We start from the raw sequence: 19,835 nt of genomic DNA, 5'->3' as shown, positions 1-19,835 counted from the left end.
AGCGTACACATATTCAGCGCTTATTCTCTTGATCTTAATCTACATACTTGAGGAGCACCCCATGGCCTATAGTACTTTTTCAAAAATCCCGAACGATGCAATGAAAGAGCCCATGTTTTTTGGTAATTCTGTTAATGTTGCGCGCTACGATCAACAAAAATTTGAGATATTTGAAAAACTCATTGAAAAACAACTTAGTTTTTTTTGGCGCCCTGAAGAAATTGATGTGAGCCAAGATCGTATTGACTTTATGAATTTACCTAGTCATGAACAACATATTTTTATCTCTAATTTAAAATATCAAACGCTACTTGATTCAATCCAAGGTCGTAGCCCAAATATAGCATTTCTTCCAATTGTCTCATTACCCGAACTTGAAACGTGGATAGAAACATGGTCATTTTCTGAAACTATTCACAGTCGCAGCTATACACATATCTTACGTAATTTATTTACGGATCCAAGTGAAGTTTTTGAAGATATTGTCACCAATGAAGAGATCCAGAAACGTGCCTCTGATATTGCACACTATTATGATGTTTTGATCCATGCAGTACAATTTATGCAGTTACATGGGTTAGAGCAATCTAATGTAAAATATATTAACCTTAAAGGCGAAGAAGAGCCGTTATCGCTGCGCAGTATTAAGAAAAAACTATACCTTTGCATATGCTCTGTTAACGCATTGGAGTCTATCCGATTTTATGTTTCTTTTGCATGCTCCTTTGCTTTTGCTGAACGAGATCTACTTGAAGGCAATGCAAAAATCATTAAATTAATTGCCCGTGATGAAGCATTACATTTAAATTCAACACAGCAAATATTAAACATTTGGGCAGATGGAAAAGATGATCCTGAAATGGCTGAAATTGCGATTGAGTGTTTTGCTCAAGGCCGTGATATCTTTTTAAAGGCAGCCTCACAAGAAAAAGAGTGGGCAGCCTACTTATTTAAAGATGGATCAATGATTGGCTTAAATGAGCAAATTTTATGTCAATACGTTGAATATATTAGTAACCAACGTATGAAAGCCATTGGATATGAAGCTCCATTTGATATAAAAAACAACCCAATCCCTTGGATAACTCATTGGTTAGTTAGCGATAATGTACAAGTTGCTCCGCAAGAAACTGAAATAAGCTCATACCTTGTAGGGCAAATTGATAGTAAAGTAGACAGCGAAAAATTAAGCCATTTTGAACTTTAAACGATGTCTTTTACTTGCACTGTAGATGCTCACAACTATGTCTTTGATAAGCATAAAAGCTTACTTGAAAACTTAGAAGTACATGCACTTAACCCTGAATATCAATGCCGAGATGGTTATTGTGGGGCTTGTCGTTGCTTGCTCCTTAAAGGCCAAGTTAGCTATACGCAACCACCACTTGTTTATTTACATAAAAACGAAATATTAACCTGTTGCAGTCGCGCAACCCATCCCATTGAAATACAAACAAAATAACAAAATAACAAAGAGCACTGGAATTTTTCCAGTGCTCTTTGTTATTACAATGCCCTTATACTCTTCAGTAATACAGCTCTCGAATTACTTCTACGTCAGAGGATATTTATTTATTAACATCTAATTTCGCATCATATTGGGATCACATTAAAACAACCATCTATAATCACATAAACGTATAAAATCAATTGATATGTAATATTTACAATGAAGATTTAACTTTCTATTACCTTCATTTATATCTTTATTACAAAAAACAATACCAACAAAAGAAAAAGAACTAGAATTAAAGAAGATTTTTTTGACTAACTAACTTATTCTTTCATTCACATCTTTATTACAAAAAACAATACCAAGAAAAGAAAAAGAACTAGAATTAAAGAAGATTTTTTGACTAACTAACTTATTCTCTAAAATACATCAATTAAACAACCCATTAAGAGAGTTTATGGATAACAGCTTACTTCTTTTTATTGGTACAGCCTTTAGCTTTGGTATGCTGATCAATCTGATCGGCCTCCCCCCTATGGTCGGTTTTTTATTAGCTGGCTTTTCACTTAATTATTTGGGTTTTTCAGAAACAAGTGCACTGCAAACTCTCGCTCATTTAGGCGTGACTTTATTACTTTTTTCTATTGGCTTAAAACTTAATATCCGTACTCTTTTTAAAATAGAAGTTTGGGGCAGTGCAAGTATTCATATGCTCTGTAGCATTCTATTTTACAGTCTTCTTTTATTCATTTTTAAACAATTAGGTTTAAGCTTTTTTAATCATTTAGATACTCAAGGTTTAATTTTAGTCGCCTTTTTACTTAGCTTTTCAAGTACGGTCTTTGCCGTTAAAATTCTTGAAGCTAAAAGTGAAACAAACTCCCTCTATGGCCGAATTGCCATTGGCATTTTAATCATGCAAGATATCTTTGCGGTGCTATTTTTAACCATATCTATCGGTGAATTGCCTTCGATTTGGGCTCTATCTCTCTGCACTCTTCCACTTTTTCGCCCGCTTTTATTCAAATTACTCGATAATGCAGGCCATGGTGAATTATTAGTTTTATATGGTATTTTCTTAGCACTAGGTGTTGGGACTGGCTTATTTGAGCCACTCGGTTTAAATGCCGATTTAGGCGCTCTTATTGCTGGTATGTTATTAGCCAGCCACCGCACAGCGAAAGATATGGCCAATGCTTTATTTAATATGAAAGAAATTTTCTTAGTTTGTTTCTTTTTAAGCATCGGTCTTAAAGGCCTACCTAATATTGACCATTTAATGATAGCTACTTTGCTATCTTGTCTTTTAATCGGTAAAATATCCCTTTATTTTTTTACTTTATCAAAATTTAAGCTACGCTCTCGCACCTCTTTATTTGCGGCATTCACTTTAGCCAATTACAGTGAATTCGGACTCATTGTTGCATCTTTAGCAACCTATAAAGGTTGGCTATCCTATGATTGGCTAACTATTACCGCCATTGCAGTTTCTATGAGTTTTATTATTTCAGCTTTACTCAACAAATATGCTGACCCTATTTATAGTCGCTACAAACACTCTTTAAAACGCTTCCAAGCCACTCGCTTACATAAGGATGATCGCCCTGTACGCGTAGGCGATGCTCAAATATTAGTCATGGGCATGGGTCGCATCGGTGTTGGGGCTTATGATGCTCTAAAGGTATATTATGGTAAAAAAGTAATCGGCATCGATTATGATCATCAAACCACTCTCAGACATCAAAAATTAGGGCGTAGAGTGATAACAGGAGATGCACTTGATTCCGATTTTTGGACTAAATTACAGTTAACCGATAACATAAAACTAATATTGCTTGCCATGCCCAACCATAATGGTAATCGTTATGCAGCAGAGCAATTAATTAAAATTGAGCATTATAATTTTAAAGTGGCGGCCCTCGCACATTATAAAGATGATGAACAAGAATTAGAAAAACTAGGCGTATCCCCCGTTTTTAATATGTATGAAGAAGCAGGAGCTGGATTTGCTCGCCATGTCTGGGCGGAGCTCGCCGATGTATTAAAAGATGACTCGGCGTTACAAACAGATAAAAATCCCTTAGATTATTTTGAACATAAATAGCATGCAGAAAAAATCTTTCTCGGCAAAATGCTATTCTAAAAATGCATTATTTAATGCAAATTATATTTGTATTAAATAATCCTTATAAAAAAGATGAAAGGTAACCTTTATGTGTTCTATTTTTTGTGTACTAGATATAAAAAGCAATGCGCTTACATTACGTCAAAAAGCGATTGAAATGTCAACACTGCTACGCCACAGAGGCCCAGACTGGTCAGGTATCTATGCATCGGATAAAGCAATATTAATACATGAACGTCTCTCTATTGTCGATGTCGAAACAGGTGCGCAACCTCTTTTTAATGACGATAAAACACATATCCTTGCTGTTAACGGCGAAATTTATAATCATCAACAGCTGAAACTTGCATTAAAAATAAATTATCCGTTTAAAACCAAATCTGATTGTGAAATTATTCTGGCGTTATATGCAGAGAAAGGAGTGGATTTTTTAGATGATCTCAATGGAATGTTTGCCTTTTGTCTTTATGATAAGAAAAAGGATAAATACCTAATTGGTCGTGACCATTTGGGTATTATTCCCCTTTATATGGGGTGGGATGAAGAAGGTAACTTTTATATTGCCTCTGAAATGAAAGCGCTTATGCCCGTTTGCGTGAAAGTGCAAGAGTTTCCTGCTGGACATTACTTAGACAGTGAAATCGGCGTACCAACAAAGTACTATCAACGTGATTGGATGCAATATGATGCGGTACAAGATAATCAAGGTTGTGCGAAAGACATTGCTTGCGCCCTTGAAAGTGCAGTAAAACGTCAACTGATGTGTGATGTACCATACGGTGTTTTACTCTCAGGTGGATTAGATTCGTCTCTTATTTCGGCTATTACGCAAAAATATTCTAAACAACGCATTGAAGATAATGATAACTCGGGAGCGTGGTGGCCTCAATTACACTCTTTTTCTGTAGGGCTAGAAGGCTCACCAGACCTAAAAGCAGCTGAAAAAGTAGCCAAATATTTAGGCACCATACACCACCCGATTATCTTTACCGTGCAAAATGGTATTGATGCTTTAAAAGAAGTTATTTATCATTTAGAAACCTATGATATCACGACTATCCGCGCGGCTACCCCCATGTATTTGATGGCAAGAAAAATAAAAGCGATGGGCATTAAAATGGTACTCTCTGGTGAGGGCGCTGATGAAATATTTTGGGGGTATTTATATTTTCATAAAGCACCTAATGCAAAAGAGTTTCATAACGAATTAAATCGGAAACTGAATAAATTACATCTTTTTGATTGTTTACGTGCTAATAAATCAATGGCTGCATAGGGAATTGAAGCTCGGGTACCTTTTTTAGACAAAGAGTTTTTAGATGTAGCCATGCGCACTAATCCAGAACTTAAAATGATAAAAGGTCAGCGTATTGAAAAAAATATTTTACGTGAAGCTTTTTCCGGACAATTACCTAAAGATATTTTATGGCGTCAAAAGGAACAATTTTCTGATGGAGTTGGCTACAATTGGATTGATACTTTGAAAGCATATGTAGAAACACAAGTGAGTGATCTACAACTCGAAAATGCCAAATTCAACTTTCCTATTAACACCCCTGACAGTAAGGAGGCTTACTTTTATCGCGATCTATTTAACAATAATTTCCCGCTTGAAAGTGCCGCGCGCTGTGTCCCTTTTGGTAAATCTGTCGCCTGCTCGACCGTTGAAGCCTTATCTTGGGATGCAAGTTTCCAGAAAAACACAGATTCCTCAGGACGAGCATCGGGTATTCACCATGATGCATATAATGTAAAATAACCTGAATATGCATACTAAACATCACTATATAACGCAGAAGGTAAAACTCAGTGCCAAACATCAACTCTTGTCTATTGAAAATATCAATCTCTTCCTTTATTTTTATGACCTGTATTAATAATGGCTATGCATTTTAATCGGTTTTGTCTCGAGCTGCATCGCTTGTAAATCTGTCATTAGCTGATAATTTATTCCTGTAATACATTGCTCACTTAAGTCGCCAGATAAAGAGACCTCTCCCGCTAAACGGCGCTGGGCTAACAATGATAGATTATCTACAACATCACTTTCTATATCATTTTTCTTCTGCCTTGATAATAAGGCTTCATTAGTCAGTAAATAACGTAATCGTAAGCTACTAAAACGCCGAGCCTGTAAATCTTCATTTAATACTTTAGCATTTGTTAAAGAGATCCCTTCATTAATTAAAGGTTGTACCTCTTTTAAATGAAAAGCGTCACGTAGGGTTAATTTTTTTAATTGAACATCTTTATTATGTGCCAAATTAAATTGTGAGAAATCACGTGCATCTGCAGAGAGTAAACTTAATAATAAATTAAATTTATGACGAGTTCCATTTTGAACAGCAATATTTAATTGCGATCCAAGTTGCCATTCATTAATTAACAAAGCCGATGTGCTTTTCTCTATATTCATATATTCACTCTTTGTGAGACACATGAGATATATCGGCAACAATCTGATTTTATTTAATGTTTTTTGAAATTATTTCACATTTAAGCTTCACAATTAGGGATAATCTGATATTATTCCTTGCGTAAGAAAGGAGGGGTTCCCGAGTGGCCAAAGGGAGCAGATTGTAAATCTGCCGCGTAAGCTTCGGTGGTTCAAATCCCCCCCCCTCCACCATTATCACATTTAAAAGTAATAATATATGGTGCCCTTCATCGTATTTTATTGTATTTCTGTTTTATGTAGAGCCTGTCTTATTTACTGTTAATATCAAATCCTGCTTAATAAGAGAGCAAGTAAATGATGTTTAGTTATAAAAACAAAAAAATACTCATCGTCGATGATCAGCAAGCATTTCATGTAATGCTAAAAACGATACTGACCAATCAGGGTGCTAAAAATATTACTTGTGTAAATAATGCAGCCAGTGCCATCCGCTGTGCTTATTTAAATGTTTTTGACATCTATCTTGTTGACTACAATTTAGGTGCTGGTCAAAATGGTATACAATTACTCGACTATTTACGCAATAATAATCTTATTTCACTCAATGCTTTATACTTTATCATTACTGGAGATAGCACTAAAGGAATGGTACTCAGCGCTATAGAAAAAGCCCCTGATGATTATTTAATGAAACCTTTTTCTCCAACACAATTATTCAATAGACTCGCTAAAGCCTCGTATAAAAAAGACATTTTAATTAATATTCTAAAAGCATTAAATGAAAAAGACTATACGCAAGCAATCTTTCTGTGCAATGAAAAAATACAAAAAGAGTCTAAATTTAGTACGATTTGTAAGAATATGCTCGCAGATATTTATATTACAACAAAGCAATACCCTAAAGCAGAAGAAATTTTAAAGCAATTAATCAGTCAACGCGCCCTGATGAAAACCAATATCAGTTTAGGCGAAACCTATTACTTACAAAATAAACTCAGCGAAGCCATCGACATTCTACAAGATGTTATTTCAAATAAACCTTTACTGATTAAAGCATATCACTGGTTAGCTCTTGCTCATAAAAAAAATGGCGACACCGATAAAGCGCTCGCCATTTTAACTCTCGCGGCTAATATGACAAACCATAGTATTGAACGTTACCAATCAGTAGCTCTTTTAGCTAAAGAGATGCATGAATATAAGATAATGATTAATAGTTACCATTCTATATTGGTCTTAAGCCGAAATTCTTTTTATCCCGATCCTTGTCATTTAGCAAATTATATTCACAGTATTATTGAACATGCCCAGTTTGAAAAAGAACTCAACAATAAAATATTGATTTTGAAATTGGTAAAATCTAAACTTTATCAAAGTCGCTTTGAAGAGGGTAGAAATAAGAAATTTGACTTTAATCTGTTTAATCTACTTTGCCAAGCAAAATGTTTTTTTTCTTTAAATGAGCAGTTAAAAGCAAAACGACTTATTTTAAAAAGTATCCATAATAGTGAGACACCCATAAAAGACATTGATAATACAACATTATGTGAGACAGTCTTCTCATTACTTGATATTAGTGAATTTGATGATGCATTTCCTTATTTAAATGAGCTCAAAAAGCGTAACATTCAAGATGTTTCTACAAAAAAAAATATTGAAAAATATACAGGTCGTAATTTAGATACTCGTATCAAAGCATTTAAGACGCATAATAATAAAGGTATTCAAGCATTCAAAAAAAGAGCCTATGTAGAATCTATACAATTTTTCAATCTCGCACTACAATTAGAACCTCTTAATTCAGGTGCTCTATTAAATAGTATTCAGGTTTATCTTAAGCAACTTCTTAATAAAGCAACACTTCACCGCCATGAACAACTTAAAAGTTGCCAAGAAAAATTTAACTTATTACGTAATACGCATTTATCCCAGGACCATCGCCAACGTTATAGTCAATTACAAAAAGAATTTAACCTTGAAAAAAATCTCTAATCTTTAGCCATTTAACTGCACTAATTTCAGTTTCACCCGCTTTGCTGAAATAGGATATGCGGTGCCTAATTGTTGCGCAAATAAAGACACTCGTAATTCTTCAATCATCCAGTAAATTTCAGCTAATAATGGATTTTCTTTTTCGTTACTGCGCATCTGTTTGCTTAAATCATAATAACGCGCTTCTAGTTCATGCAATACAAGTGTATGTAGCCTGTCTTGATTTTGATCTACACTCAATTTCAGCAAGCGTTTTTGTAAAGCTTGCAAATAACGTTTAATATCCACTAGTTTATTCGCACCACTTTGACACACAAAACCAGGATATATCAACCGCTCTAATTGTGATTTTATATCACTTTGTGCCAAGAGCATGGTTAAATCTAATTTGCCTTTTAATTTTTTATTGATGGCATACGCCAACGTTAATATTTGTTCGACTAATAAAGTAATATGCAAGGTTTTATCCGCCAGCTCTGCACGTACCCGTTCCTTTTGCAAAGAAAAACTTGCAGCATCACGGACCACGTCATCGCCCTCTAAAATACTATCAACTGCACAAGCAATACAATCATTAATAAGATCTTTCACTTGCCCAAAGGGATTAAAATAAAGTCCTAATTTTGCTTTATTCGGTAAGCTTTGTTGTAAATATTTAATAGGTGATTGCACATTTAAAAGTAATAAACGTCGTAATCCTTGTTTATTTACACGCGCAGCATCGTCTTTATTATCAAATAATTCAATCGCCACACTTTTATGCTTATCTACTAATGCAGGGTACGCTTTGATCTCATAACCTCCAATATCCTTTTTAAAGGAGTTCGGTAACACACCAAAATTCCAACTCAACAATTGCGTCTTTTCAATGCTTTGTTTAGAAACACTCGATAAACTCTGTTTAATTACACTGGCAAGTTGATGTTGTAATTGGCTGAGATCATGGCCTAAAGCAACGCTTTTACGCTTGTCGTCAATAATGTTAAATTTAATCCGCAAATGACTTGGTAACGCATCTAAATCCCATGATTTATCAGGAATTCTAACGCCCGTCATGCGTAACAACTGTTTTTCAAATGAAGCTAATAAAGGCATTTCAAAAGGGCTCATCGTAGCTAGCGCCGCACTGGCATAATTAGGTGCTGGCACAAAATTACGACGCACAACTTTAGGTAAAGTCTTAATTAACGCAATCAATAACTCTTCACGTAATGCAGGTATTTGCCACTGAAAATCATCACTTTTAATTTGATTTAGCAAGCTCACTGGAATATCGACACAAACGCCATCTTGGCTTGTACCTGGCTCAAAGGCATAACTTAATTTCAGTTTTAAAGCGCCCTGTTGCCAAAAATCCGGATAAGCAATGGCTGTTATTTTTTGGGCATCATGTGCCATTAAGTCATTACGTTGATAATTTAATAAATCAGGTGTTTGTTGCTTTTCTTTATTCCACCAGCTATCAAATTGTTGTGCACTTGCGATATTTGATGGGATGCGTTTATCGTAAAATAAAAATAATGTTTCATCATCCACTAAAATATCTCGACGTCGAGATTTATGCTCTAAATCTTCTATATCATCACGTAATTCTTGATTATCTTTAAAAAATTGATGACGTGTTATGAATTCTCCTTGCACTAATGCATAACGAATAAATAATTCACGGCAAAGTGTTGGTTCAATATTGGTATACGTGATTTTACGTTTCACTACAATGGGCAAACCAAACAACGTTTGATTTTCAAACGCGCCAACTGTTCCTGATTTTTTTTGCCAATGTGGCTCACTATAACTACGTTTGATAAGATGTGAGGCTTGTTGCTCTATCCACTCAGGCTGAATACGTGCGCTAACTCTACCGAACAGTTTTGATGTTTCCACTAATTCAGCAAACATAGCCCATTTGGGCTGCTTTTTAAATAAACTTGAGCCCGGAAACATAAAAAAATTACTATTCCGCGCACCTAAATAATATTGTTCTTTATCTTTAAAACCAATATGAGAAAGTAAGCCTGATAATAAAGCTTGATGAATCGCATCATTGTCTGCGTTTTGCGTATTGACTTTAATATCTAACTCATCGGTTACTTGCTTTATTTGAGCATAAATATCTTGCCACTCTCGCACTCGCATATAAGATAAAAAATCTTTTTGACACATTTTTCTAAACTGATTACTGCTTAAAAGTTGACGTTGCTCTTTAATATAATTCCAAAGGTTTATATACGCGATATAATCTGAGTTTTTATCATAAAAACGCTTATGTTTTTCATCCGCAGCTTGTTGCCTATCCATAGGACGCTCGCGAGGATCTTGAATACTAAGGGCTGCACTAATTAATATCACTTCATGCACACAACCATATTTTTTAGCGGCTAAAATCATACGCGCAAGACGCGGATCAACCGGTAGTTTTGCGAGTTGACGTCCCAAAGGTGTTAATTTTTTACGCACATCTTTAGTATTTAAATTTACCGCTCCTAGCTCTTCTAATAAACTGAACCCATCTTTAATATTTTTATCTGCGGGTGCTTGTACAAAAGGAAATTCACTTAATTCGCCTAAACCTAATGCTAGCATTTGTAATATCACTGACGATAAATTAGTACGTAATATTTCAGGATCTGTAAATTCGGGACGAGATAAAAAATCATCTTCGCTATATAGGCGAATACAAACCCCAGCACTAACACGTCCACAGCGACCTAAACGTTGTGCCGCACTGGCTTGTGATATCGCTTCAATAGGTAAACGTTGCACTTTAGTTCGATAACTATAGCGGCTAATACGTACGGTTCCGGTATCAATGACATATTTAATACCAGGAATAGTTAACGATGTCTCGGCAACATTTGTGGCTAAAATAATACGTTGCCCTTGATGACTTTTAAAAATAAGATTTTGCTCTGCGCTACTCAAACGCGCAAAAAGTGGTAATACTTGTGTATGACGTAAATTGCGTTTTTTTAGTGCTTCGGCAGTATCTCTAATTTCACGTTCACCATTCATAAAGATAAGAATATCACCCGGTCCACAACGTTGCAGTTCATCAACAGCATTAAAAATACCTTCGATTTGATCGCCACCAGCATATTCATCAAGTGGTCGATAACGTGTTTCAACCGGATAAGTTCTTCCTGATACCTCTATTACAGGCGCATCATTAAAATGTTTTGAGAAACATTGTGGATCAATAGTCGCCGAGGTGATAATTACTTTTAAATCTGGTCGGCGCGGTAATAATCGTTTTAAATATCCCAATAAAAAATCAATATTGAGGCTACGCTCATGCGCTTCATCGATAATAATCGTATCGTATTGGCTTAAAAAACGATCGTTTTGTATCTCGGCTAATAAAATACCATCCGTCATCAATTTAATATATGAGTTATCACTCACTTTATCAGTAAAACGTACCCGATAACCCACCGCATCACCTAGTTCAGAGCCTAACTCTTCTGCTATACGATTTGCAACGGTGCGGGCTGCCAACCTTCGAGGCTGAGTATGTGCAATCATAGCGCTAACACCGCGTCCTAATTGCATACATATTTTAGGGATTTGTGTGGTTTTACCTGATCCTGTCGCTCCCGCTATGATAACCACTTGATTATTTTTAATCGCCTCACTAATTTCATCTTTCATCTGACTTACTGGCAGATCAGGAAAAGTTATCTTAGGCATATTATCACGACGATATTGGCATTTATCCATTGATATTTGAATATCGCACGCTATTTTAGCAAGCCCTAATAACGCTTTTTCTGCATCTTTGATTTGACTATTATTCGCTAACCGACGTGAAAATTTAAACTTATCTTTTGATAAGACTTTAGTAAGATGTTTTTTAAGGGCATGCACAGAAAGCGTCAAAATAATTACCTAAGAAAAGAGCAAAAAGAGATCCTAGCAAGCAGATAAACAAAGCGCAATGTCTTGTAGCATAAGAAATTAAAATCGACAAAAAGAAATAAACTAATCAATCTTTAAGTACTTATGTAGTTGCACAGATAAACGCCAATTACGCGTAATACAAGTACGTATACAAAGCGCTGTTGCATTATGTTTTTGTGAAATGGGCTGTAAACAAATCGTTTTATTATGTTTATCATCTAAAGATTCTAATAATCTATCTAATTGGTCGATATCTTTTTGCGTACCCACAGGGTGTTTTATTTCATTCGCACGCTCTAATGCCGATAAAAGCACCTCTTTTTTAGCGCGCATATTCACTTTAGGCGACACAGTCACCCAACTTTTGTCATCCACTAAAATAGGATAAGTGCCACTCGTTTCTATTTGCGTTTGAAAATTGTTTTGATGTAATAATGCAGTCAGTGCACGTAAGTCATAAAAACACGGCTCTCCGCCTGTAATTATCACTAACTTAGCGGTATAGTTCAAACTTTTAATCGCCATTAAAATTTCCTCAGCTGTCGCATCCGCCCACTGAGAAGAGGTATTACTTTGATCAATCACTTGGCTTAAAGTAGCTCTATCATCTTCCTTTAACGACCAAGTATGCTTCGTATCACACCAAGCACAACCTACGTCACAGCCTTGCAAGCGAATAAAAATAGCAGCGTAACCACTATGCACTCCCTCACCTTGAATCGTTTGAAATATTTCATTTACTTTATAATTATTTTTCATTACACGGTATACTCAAAAATTAGTAAAGATCTTCACAAAGAAGCCTATCCAGCGCTTTTTTGCGACACAGATCTTCTTATAAATGAATCATCGAGGACATACAAGAAAAATGAAAAAAAAAGTTGTTGTTATTTACTCCGGAGGAATGGACTCATACACGGTGCTACATAAAGCAATAGAAGAAGGCTTGATCCCTTTCGCCTTGACCTTTAATTATGGACAACGTCATATTAAAGAGATTGATGTGGCACGGGATGTTTGCTTGCATCTTAATATTAATCACAAAATCATTGATATTTCATCCATTAATGAACTCATCGGCGGTTCATCTTTAACCAATACGGAAATTGAAGTAAGCACGGGGGAATATGAAAATGACAATATGATCAATACGATAGTACCAAATCGCAATATGATATTATTGTCCATGGCAATTGGTTATGCTGTCTCCATTGGCGCGGAAAAAGTATATTATGGTGCGCACTCAGGCGATCATGAAATTTATCCAGATTGCAGACCTATTTTTGTTGAAAAAATGAATGCGGTGGCCGCCGTTGCCAATTATGAAGAAGTCAGTATCTATTCCCCCTATTTGAATAGCGATAAAATAGGTATTTTAAAAGATGGCCTACGTATGGGACTTGATTATAGTAAAACTTGGACTTGCTATAATGGCAGAGAAAAATCCTGTGGTATTTGTGCGAGTTGTATTGAACGTTTAGATGCCTTTGCAAAAAATGCACTGAGCGACCCACTTGCCTACGAAATTTAAAAATCTCCCAATATTTAAGACATCTCCATACAATAAGCAAAAGATATAACCATCCTTTGCTTATTGTATGGAGTGCGCTAATCAGAGATAATCAAAGAACTAGACATACAATATTTAAGACATCTCCATACAATAAGCAAAAGATATAACCATCCTTTGCTTATTGTATGGAGTGCACTAATCAGAGATAATCAAAGAACTAGACATACACTCTAAATTTGAATTACCCATTAGATAAAAATCTATCGCCCGAGCACACTCCCTCCCTTCGTTAATACACCGTACAATCAAAGATTGTCCTGTACGCATATCTCCCGCGGCAAAAATCCCCGTTTGACTTGTTTGAAAGTTTGAGGTTTGTACATTACCCTGCGCATTAAGCTCAATATTTAATTGTGTTATAATACCTTTTGGCTCAGGATATAAAAATCCCATCGCTAAAAAGGCTTTCGTACAAGGTACGCTACGCTCCGAGCCTGCCACTTCCTTAAACGTAGGGCGCTCACCTGGTAATGCACTTTGCCACTCTATATCAGCAATAATAAGTTCTTTGACTCGCCCTTGGGCATCACCTTTAAAATATTTAGTGAGAATAGACCATTTCCTATCTACTCCTTCTTCATGTGATGACGTTGTTTTTAAAATCATTGGATAGGATGGCCAAGGCATGTTTACGGTGCGTTTTTCAGCAGGAATAGGCATTATTTCAATTTGTAATACAGAGGCTGCACCGTGACGGTTTGCAGTACCAACACAGTCGGATCCCGTATCACCACCACCGATAACAATCACATGATCGCCTTTAGCATATATTTCAGGTGTTTTTAAATCCATATTATTCACCCGCCGATTATTTTGCGCTAAGTATTCCATCGCAAAATGTACACCTTGTAATTCACGTCCATCAATCGGTAAATCACGGGCCACCGTTGCCCCTCCAGTCAAAAGTACTACGTCAAATTTCTTGCGTAATTCACAAGCGTCAATCGCAACACCTACATGCGCATTAACTACCATTTTTATTCCACCAGCTTCAAGTAGCGCAACTTTACGATCAATAATATCTGAGCTTAATTTAAAATCAGGGATGCCAAAACGTAATAACCCTCCCACTTTTTCGTCTCGTTCATAAACCGTTACAAAATGTCCAGCACTATTTAATTGCTCGGCAGCAGCCAGACCTGCAGGCCCAGAGCCAATAATCGCAATTTTTTTACCCGTACGAGCCGTTGGACTTTTTGGTTTAACGTAACCATTTTTATAAGCCGTTTTTACTATCATTTTTTCAAGATTACAAATTGTAATAGGATCTTGATTAATACCAAGAACACAGGATGTTTCACAGGGTGCAGGGCAAACTCTACCAGTAAACTCAGGGAAATTATTGGTGGAATTTAATATATGCCAAGCCTCTTCCCAACTATCTCGATAAACCGCATCGTTAAATTCTGGAATATCATTACCAATCGGGCAACCGTTATGACAAAAAGGTACGCCACAATCCATACAACGAGAAGCTTGACCCATAATTTTATCGCTGAATTCATCCATTTTAACAAATTCTTTATTGTTTTTAAGACGCTCAGCAACACTTATTTTTTTGGGCAACTCACGGCCTAATTCTAAAAATCCTGTCACTTTCCCCATTATACTCCTCCTTTATTACGTGCTAATAATGCGGCTTTATAATCGCGGGGCATAACCTTAATCATTTGAGCAAGGCTCACATCAGGAGAACTCAAAAAATGATCGGCAAGAGCCGACTTAGTCAATGTAAAATGTTTTCGAATTTTAGAGATGATTAATATTTTATCGCTTTCCTCCAAAGGCTCTAAGTCCACTAATTCGAGATTACAGTTAGCTTCAAACGTACCGTCTAGATCGTAAACATAAGCAATTCCACCACTCATTCCTGCGGCAAAATTACGTCCTGTACAACCTAAATTTATCATTATTCCACCGGTCATATACTCACAACCATGGTCGCCAATGCCTTCGACAACCACTTCCGCACCCGAATTTCGAACACAAAAACGTTCTCCAGCCATACCATTAATATATGATTCACCAGAGGTGGCACCATAGAAACAAACATTGCCTACAATAATATTATCGTGAGCAATAATATTCACTTTACGATGCGGATAAACAACAAGTTGCCCACCAGAAAGACCTTTACCCCAATAATCATTAGCATCGCCTTCCACCGTAAATTCGACACCTTTAGTCAGAAAACAACCAAAAGATTGCCCTGCAGAGCCAATAAATTTAACTTGCATGGCTAATGGCAAGCCTTTATCTCGGTACACTTTACAAATTTCATTTGAGAGCATTGAACCACAACTACGATCTGTATTTGTAATGACGAACTCACCCCTTACAGCGTCACCTTTTTCAAGTGCTGATTTGGCGAGTTTGATTAATTTCCGATCTAATACATTTTTTAAATAATGCTCTTGTTGTTTTTGATTAAAACAACCATCATTATCTTGCACTTTTTCTTTAAAAAGTAAGGTATTTAAATTTAAATTTTTATATTTCCAATGTTTAATATTGTCACGGACTTTTAAACTTTGTGTTTGTCCAATCATCTCGTTGATCGTGGCATAACCTAACATTGCCATATTTTCACGCATACCCTGCACTAAATATTGAAATAAAGTAACAACATCTTCAACACGTCCATCAAAACGTTCACGTAATGTTTTATTTTGTGTCGCAATACCTACCGGGCAAGTATTTAAATGACATTTTCGCATCATTATACAACCTTCAACAATCAAAGCTGCGGTTGCCACCCCCCACTCTTCCGCACCGAGTAATGTGGCAATGGTTAAATCCCGAGGTGTTTTCATCTGTCCATCTGCTTGTACCACAATGCGATTTCGCAAACCATTTTTCATTAATGTCTGATGTGTTTCCGCTAGGCCCAATTCCCAAGGCAGACCTGCATGCCGAATCGAGGATAAAGGCGATGCACCCGTACCACCATCAAAACCAGCAATCAACACAACATCTGCTTTTGCTTTACAAACACCCGCAGCAATAGTGCCAACACCCGTTTCTGAAACTAGTTTCACATTTATTCGACATTTTCTATTGGCATTTTTTAAATCAAATATCAATTGAGCAAGATCTTCTATTGAGTAAATATCATGATGTGGAGGCGGAGAGATTAAACCCACACCGGGAGTCGAATGACGCGTACGCCCTATCCAATCATCCACCTTGTGTCCGGGAAGCTGTCCTCCTTCACCCGGTTTAGCACCTTGGGCCATTTTAATTTGAATTTCAGCAGCATTAGTTAAATAATAAGAGGTTACACCAAAACGTCCTGATGCCACTTGCTTAATAGCAGAGCGCTCCCAATCGCCATTTTCTTTTACAAAAAAACGTTGCGGATCTTCACCGCCTTCTCCCGAATTAGATTTTGCACCAATACGATTCATCGCAATAGCAAGAGTCGAATGTGCTTCATGAGAAATAGAGCCAAAACTCATTGCACCCGTTGCAAACCGCTGTAGAATTTTTTGTGCAGATTCCACTTTATCTATGTCTATAGGGCCATTTTTGTTAACAACAAATTCAAATTGACTGCGTAAGGTTGTTGCATTTTCGCTTTGAGCATCAACCGCTGCTGCATATTGCTTAAATTGAGCATAGTTTTTATTACGTGTTGATTGCTGTAGTAAAGAAATAGTCTCTGGGTTAAATAAATGCTTTTCGCCGTGTTGCTTCCACTGATAAACTCCCCCCACATCTAAACGTTGCAACGGTATTTCACGAAGCGGATAAGCAAAACGATGTCGCACTAATATTTCCGTTGCAATATCGTCAATACTTAAGCCTTCAATGCGCGTAACTGTGCCTTTAAAGTAAGCATCCACCACACTTTTACTAATACCTAAAGCTTCAAATATTTGCGCGCCTTGGTAAGATTGAATCGTTGAAATGCCCATTTTAGAAAATATTTTTAATAGACCAGCATCGATCGCTTGCTGATAAGAAACAAAAATATCTGCTACTGTTTTATCTTTTTCTAATCGATTTTTAGATTGTAAATCAACAATTATCTCTTCTATTAAATAAGGATTAATCGCAGATGCCCCGTAGCCAATTACGGTGGCAAAATGATGTGTTTCACGAACATCGCCCGTTTCAACAACTAAATCACAGAGTGCACGCAGCCCGCGTTGGATTAAATAATGATGCACAGCCCCCGTCACTAACATCGCAGGAATCGCGGCATGATCCGAGTTTGCATTACGATCTGATAAAATAATAATAGAATAACCATCATGCACTGCATCTTCGGCATAACGGCAAATACGCGCTAATGATTTTTTCAAATTGCCTATTTTTCCCGTTGCTAAAAAAAGCGTGTCGAGGGTTTTAGCTTGTAAATGTTTATGATCTAATGCACTTATTTTTTGTAATTCAACATTACTTAAAAGCGGAGAGCTCAATTCGACTTTATGGCAATGCAGAGGCGTTTCCGCTAATAAATTTTGATCTTTTCCTAAATAAGTTGTTAAAGACATAACCATTCGCTCACGAATAGAGTCGATGGGCGGGTTGGTTACCTGTGCAAAAAGTTGCTTAAAATAATGAGAAAGATGCTGGGATTGATGTGAAAAGACAGCCAACGGCCAATCAGCGCCCATTGAACCTAAGGGCTCTTTTCCATCGCTAAGCATCGGCAAAATGATATCAATAACCTCTTCAGAGCTTACTCCAAAGGCTTGTAATCGATGCAGTAGTTGAGCATCATTTGGTTGCAGGTGTTTTTCTATAGGTATAGGTTGTGTCTCTAATCTTACTAAATTGTCCGTTAACCACTTAGCATATGGTTGTTGCCCTGCTACGCCAGATTTTATTTCATCATCAGAAATTATCCGACCTTGCTCTAAATCAGCAACAAAAATACGACCCGGCTGTAACCTGCCCAGTAATTTAATATTTTCAGGGGGGACATCAACGACACCCGTTTCAGATGCCATTATCAAAATGTCATCTTTAGTCACACAATATCTCGACGGACGTAATCCATTTCTGTCGAGTGTAGCCCCAACTTGCACCCCATCCGTAAAACAAATCGACGCAGGCCCATCCCAAGGCTCCATTATATTGGCATGATATTGATAAAAAGCGCGACGCTTTTCCTCCATGTCCTTATTTTCTTGCCATGCTTCGGGGATCATCATCATCAACGCATGTGGCAAACTGCGCCCCGATAAGACTAATAATTCAAGCGCCATATCAAAACTTGCAGAATCAGACATTCCTTCGGTACAAATGGGCATTAACATCTCAAGCTCAGATTCGCTAAAAAACTCAGCCTCTAAAAGAGCCTCTCTGGCTTTCATCCAATTAATATTACCTCGTACGGTATTAATTTCGCCATTATGCGCAATATAACGAAAGGGCTGGGCTAAACGCCAACGTGGGAATGTATTCGTTGAAAAGCGAGAGTGAACTAAAGCGAGTGCTGTCACCATACTTGGATTTTTTAAATCCAAAAAATACAACGGAACTTGCTCTGTAGTTAGCTGGCCTTTATATACTAATGTTTTATATGAGAAGGTATTAATATAAAAATTATCTTCAATACCTGAAACAGACTCTAAACAAATGCGGGTAGAGTAATTACGTAAAACAAATAGCTTACGCTCTAATTCTGCTGGTAACATTTGCGCGCCACCGGTCACAAACAGATGCTCAAATTGAGGTTCACTACTTAAGGGATCTGCACCTATCATGCTGTTATCGGTAGGTAACACACGGTAGCCAATCACTTCTAATCCTATATACGCGGCACTACGATCTAAAATGTCTCGACATTGAGAGCGTTGATTTATATCTTTAGGAAAAAGAATGGAGCCAACTCCATATTGATCCGTTTTCGGTAATTTAAGACCGACTTTTAAAGCTTCATTAACTAAAAACTCATGGGGTTTTTGTAATAAAATGCCAGCGCCATCTCCACTACAAGGGTCACAACCTTGACCCCCTCGATGTTCCATACGGGCAAGCATATCCAATGCTTGCGTCACAATTACATGTGATTTCTTGTTTTTTAAATGGGCAATAAAGCCAATACCACAGGCATCATGTTCCATTTCTGGCACATAGAGGCCTTGAGCATTCTGCTCTTTTTTAGTCATATATACATCCTTCATAAAACAAAAAAATACGTTTAATATCAATCGTTGATGTTTTGCGCTCTGTTGTGTGTCTTTTATTGATTACAACAAAAGACACACAACATTGAATTTTGTCCGTAAGACTATTTTCTAGCAGAATAAAAAGGTGATCTTTTATATAAATAAAGCGCGCAATACCACAAACCGATACAAAATAATGTGTTATTCGGTAATTTTATAGATGAGACGATTACTACATCCTACCGTTTCATCATATGACATTCTTTATAAAATAT

General features: G+C 36.7%; 10 protein-coding genes, 1 tRNA gene and 1 pseudogene. 7 read left to right on the top strand and 5 right to left on the bottom strand.

The features are described from left to right. The first annotated feature begins 61 nt into the window (after positions 1 to 61). From nrdB to asnB, 4 genes and pseudogenes are all read left to right on the top strand, one after another. On the top strand, positions 62 to 1,207 hold the full coding sequence (gene nrdB / locus B8W84_RS02010) for a class Ia ribonucleoside-diphosphate reductase subunit beta (RefSeq protein WP_094751668.1): 1,146 nt from the start codon (positions 62 to 64) through the stop codon (positions 1,205 to 1,207). 3 nt (positions 1,208 to 1,210) lie between these two features. After that, positions 1,211 to 1,462, top strand: a complete 252-nt coding sequence (gene yfaE / locus B8W84_RS02005) for a class I ribonucleotide reductase maintenance protein YfaE (RefSeq protein WP_094751667.1) — start codon at positions 1,211 to 1,213, stop codon at positions 1,460 to 1,462. Between the two features lie 448 nt (positions 1,463 to 1,910). Next, positions 1,911 to 3,557, top strand: coding sequence for a cation:proton antiporter family protein (locus tag B8W84_RS02000; RefSeq protein ID WP_094751666.1), 1,647 nt, complete (start codon positions 1,911 to 1,913; stop codon positions 3,555 to 3,557). 109 nt (positions 3,558 to 3,666) lie between these two features. After that, positions 3,667 to 5,337 (top strand): annotated as a pseudogene (asnB, locus tag B8W84_RS01995) (asparagine synthase B). 114 nt (positions 5,338 to 5,451) lie between these two features. On the opposite strand, the gene B8W84_RS01990 reads toward asnB, so the two are convergent. Then, positions 5,452 to 5,994 carry a VC2046/SO_2500 family protein gene (locus B8W84_RS01990; RefSeq protein ID WP_094751665.1) on the bottom strand — a complete coding sequence of 181 codons (543 nt, stop codon included), beginning with the start codon at positions 5,992 to 5,994 and terminating at the stop codon, positions 5,452 to 5,454. A 129-nt stretch (positions 5,995 to 6,123) separates the two neighbouring features. Between B8W84_RS01990 and B8W84_RS01985 the strand changes: the two genes are divergently transcribed. Together B8W84_RS01985 and B8W84_RS01980 are read left to right on the top strand one after the other, a co-directional pair. Next, positions 6,124 to 6,207: transfer RNA gene (locus B8W84_RS01985), tRNA-Tyr, on the top strand. A 123-nt stretch (positions 6,208 to 6,330) separates the two neighbouring features. Then, complete coding sequence (locus B8W84_RS01980; protein ID WP_257797884.1) at positions 6,331 to 7,968, top strand: response regulator; 1,638 nt, start codon at positions 6,331 to 6,333, stop codon at positions 7,966 to 7,968. 3 nt (positions 7,969 to 7,971) lie between these two features. Here B8W84_RS01980 and hrpA read toward each other — a convergent pair whose 3' ends face one another. Next, a complete protein-coding gene (gene hrpA, locus B8W84_RS01975; RefSeq protein WP_094751664.1) occupies positions 7,972 to 11,844 on the bottom strand; it encodes an ATP-dependent RNA helicase HrpA in 3,873 nt (1,290 codons plus the stop codon). 102 nt (positions 11,845 to 11,946) lie between these two features. After that, positions 11,947 to 12,624, bottom strand: coding sequence for a 7-carboxy-7-deazaguanine synthase QueE (gene queE / locus B8W84_RS01970; RefSeq protein ID WP_094751663.1), 678 nt, complete (start codon positions 12,622 to 12,624; stop codon positions 11,947 to 11,949). A 109-nt stretch (positions 12,625 to 12,733) separates the two neighbouring features. Here queE and queC point away from each other — a divergent pair, with 109 nt between their 5' ends. Continuing rightward, positions 12,734 to 13,396, top strand: coding sequence for a 7-cyano-7-deazaguanine synthase QueC (queC, locus tag B8W84_RS01965; protein WP_094751662.1), 663 nt, complete (start codon positions 12,734 to 12,736; stop codon positions 13,394 to 13,396). Positions 13,397 to 13,573: 177 nt separating this feature from the next. Here the strand turns inward: queC and B8W84_RS01960 are convergent, their stop codons facing one another. Beyond that, positions 13,574 to 15,043, bottom strand: coding sequence for a glutamate synthase subunit beta (locus tag B8W84_RS01960; RefSeq protein WP_094751661.1), 1,470 nt, complete (start codon positions 15,041 to 15,043; stop codon positions 13,574 to 13,576). After that, on the bottom strand, positions 15,043 to 19,560 hold the full coding sequence (gltB, locus tag B8W84_RS01955; RefSeq protein WP_094751660.1) for a glutamate synthase large subunit: 4,518 nt from the start codon (positions 19,558 to 19,560) through the stop codon (positions 15,043 to 15,045). The genes B8W84_RS01960 and gltB overlap by 1 nt, the downstream gene beginning before the upstream one ends. Between the last annotated feature and the right edge of the window lie 275 nt (positions 19,561 to 19,835).

The organism is Psychromonas sp. CD1 (assembly GCF_002239585.1).
In the GTDB taxonomy this organism is placed as follows: Bacteria; Pseudomonadota; Gammaproteobacteria; order Enterobacterales; family Psychromonadaceae; genus Psychromonas.
Note: the sequence above shows the minus strand (reverse complement) of the source record. Positions and strands in the feature narration are given on the sequence as shown.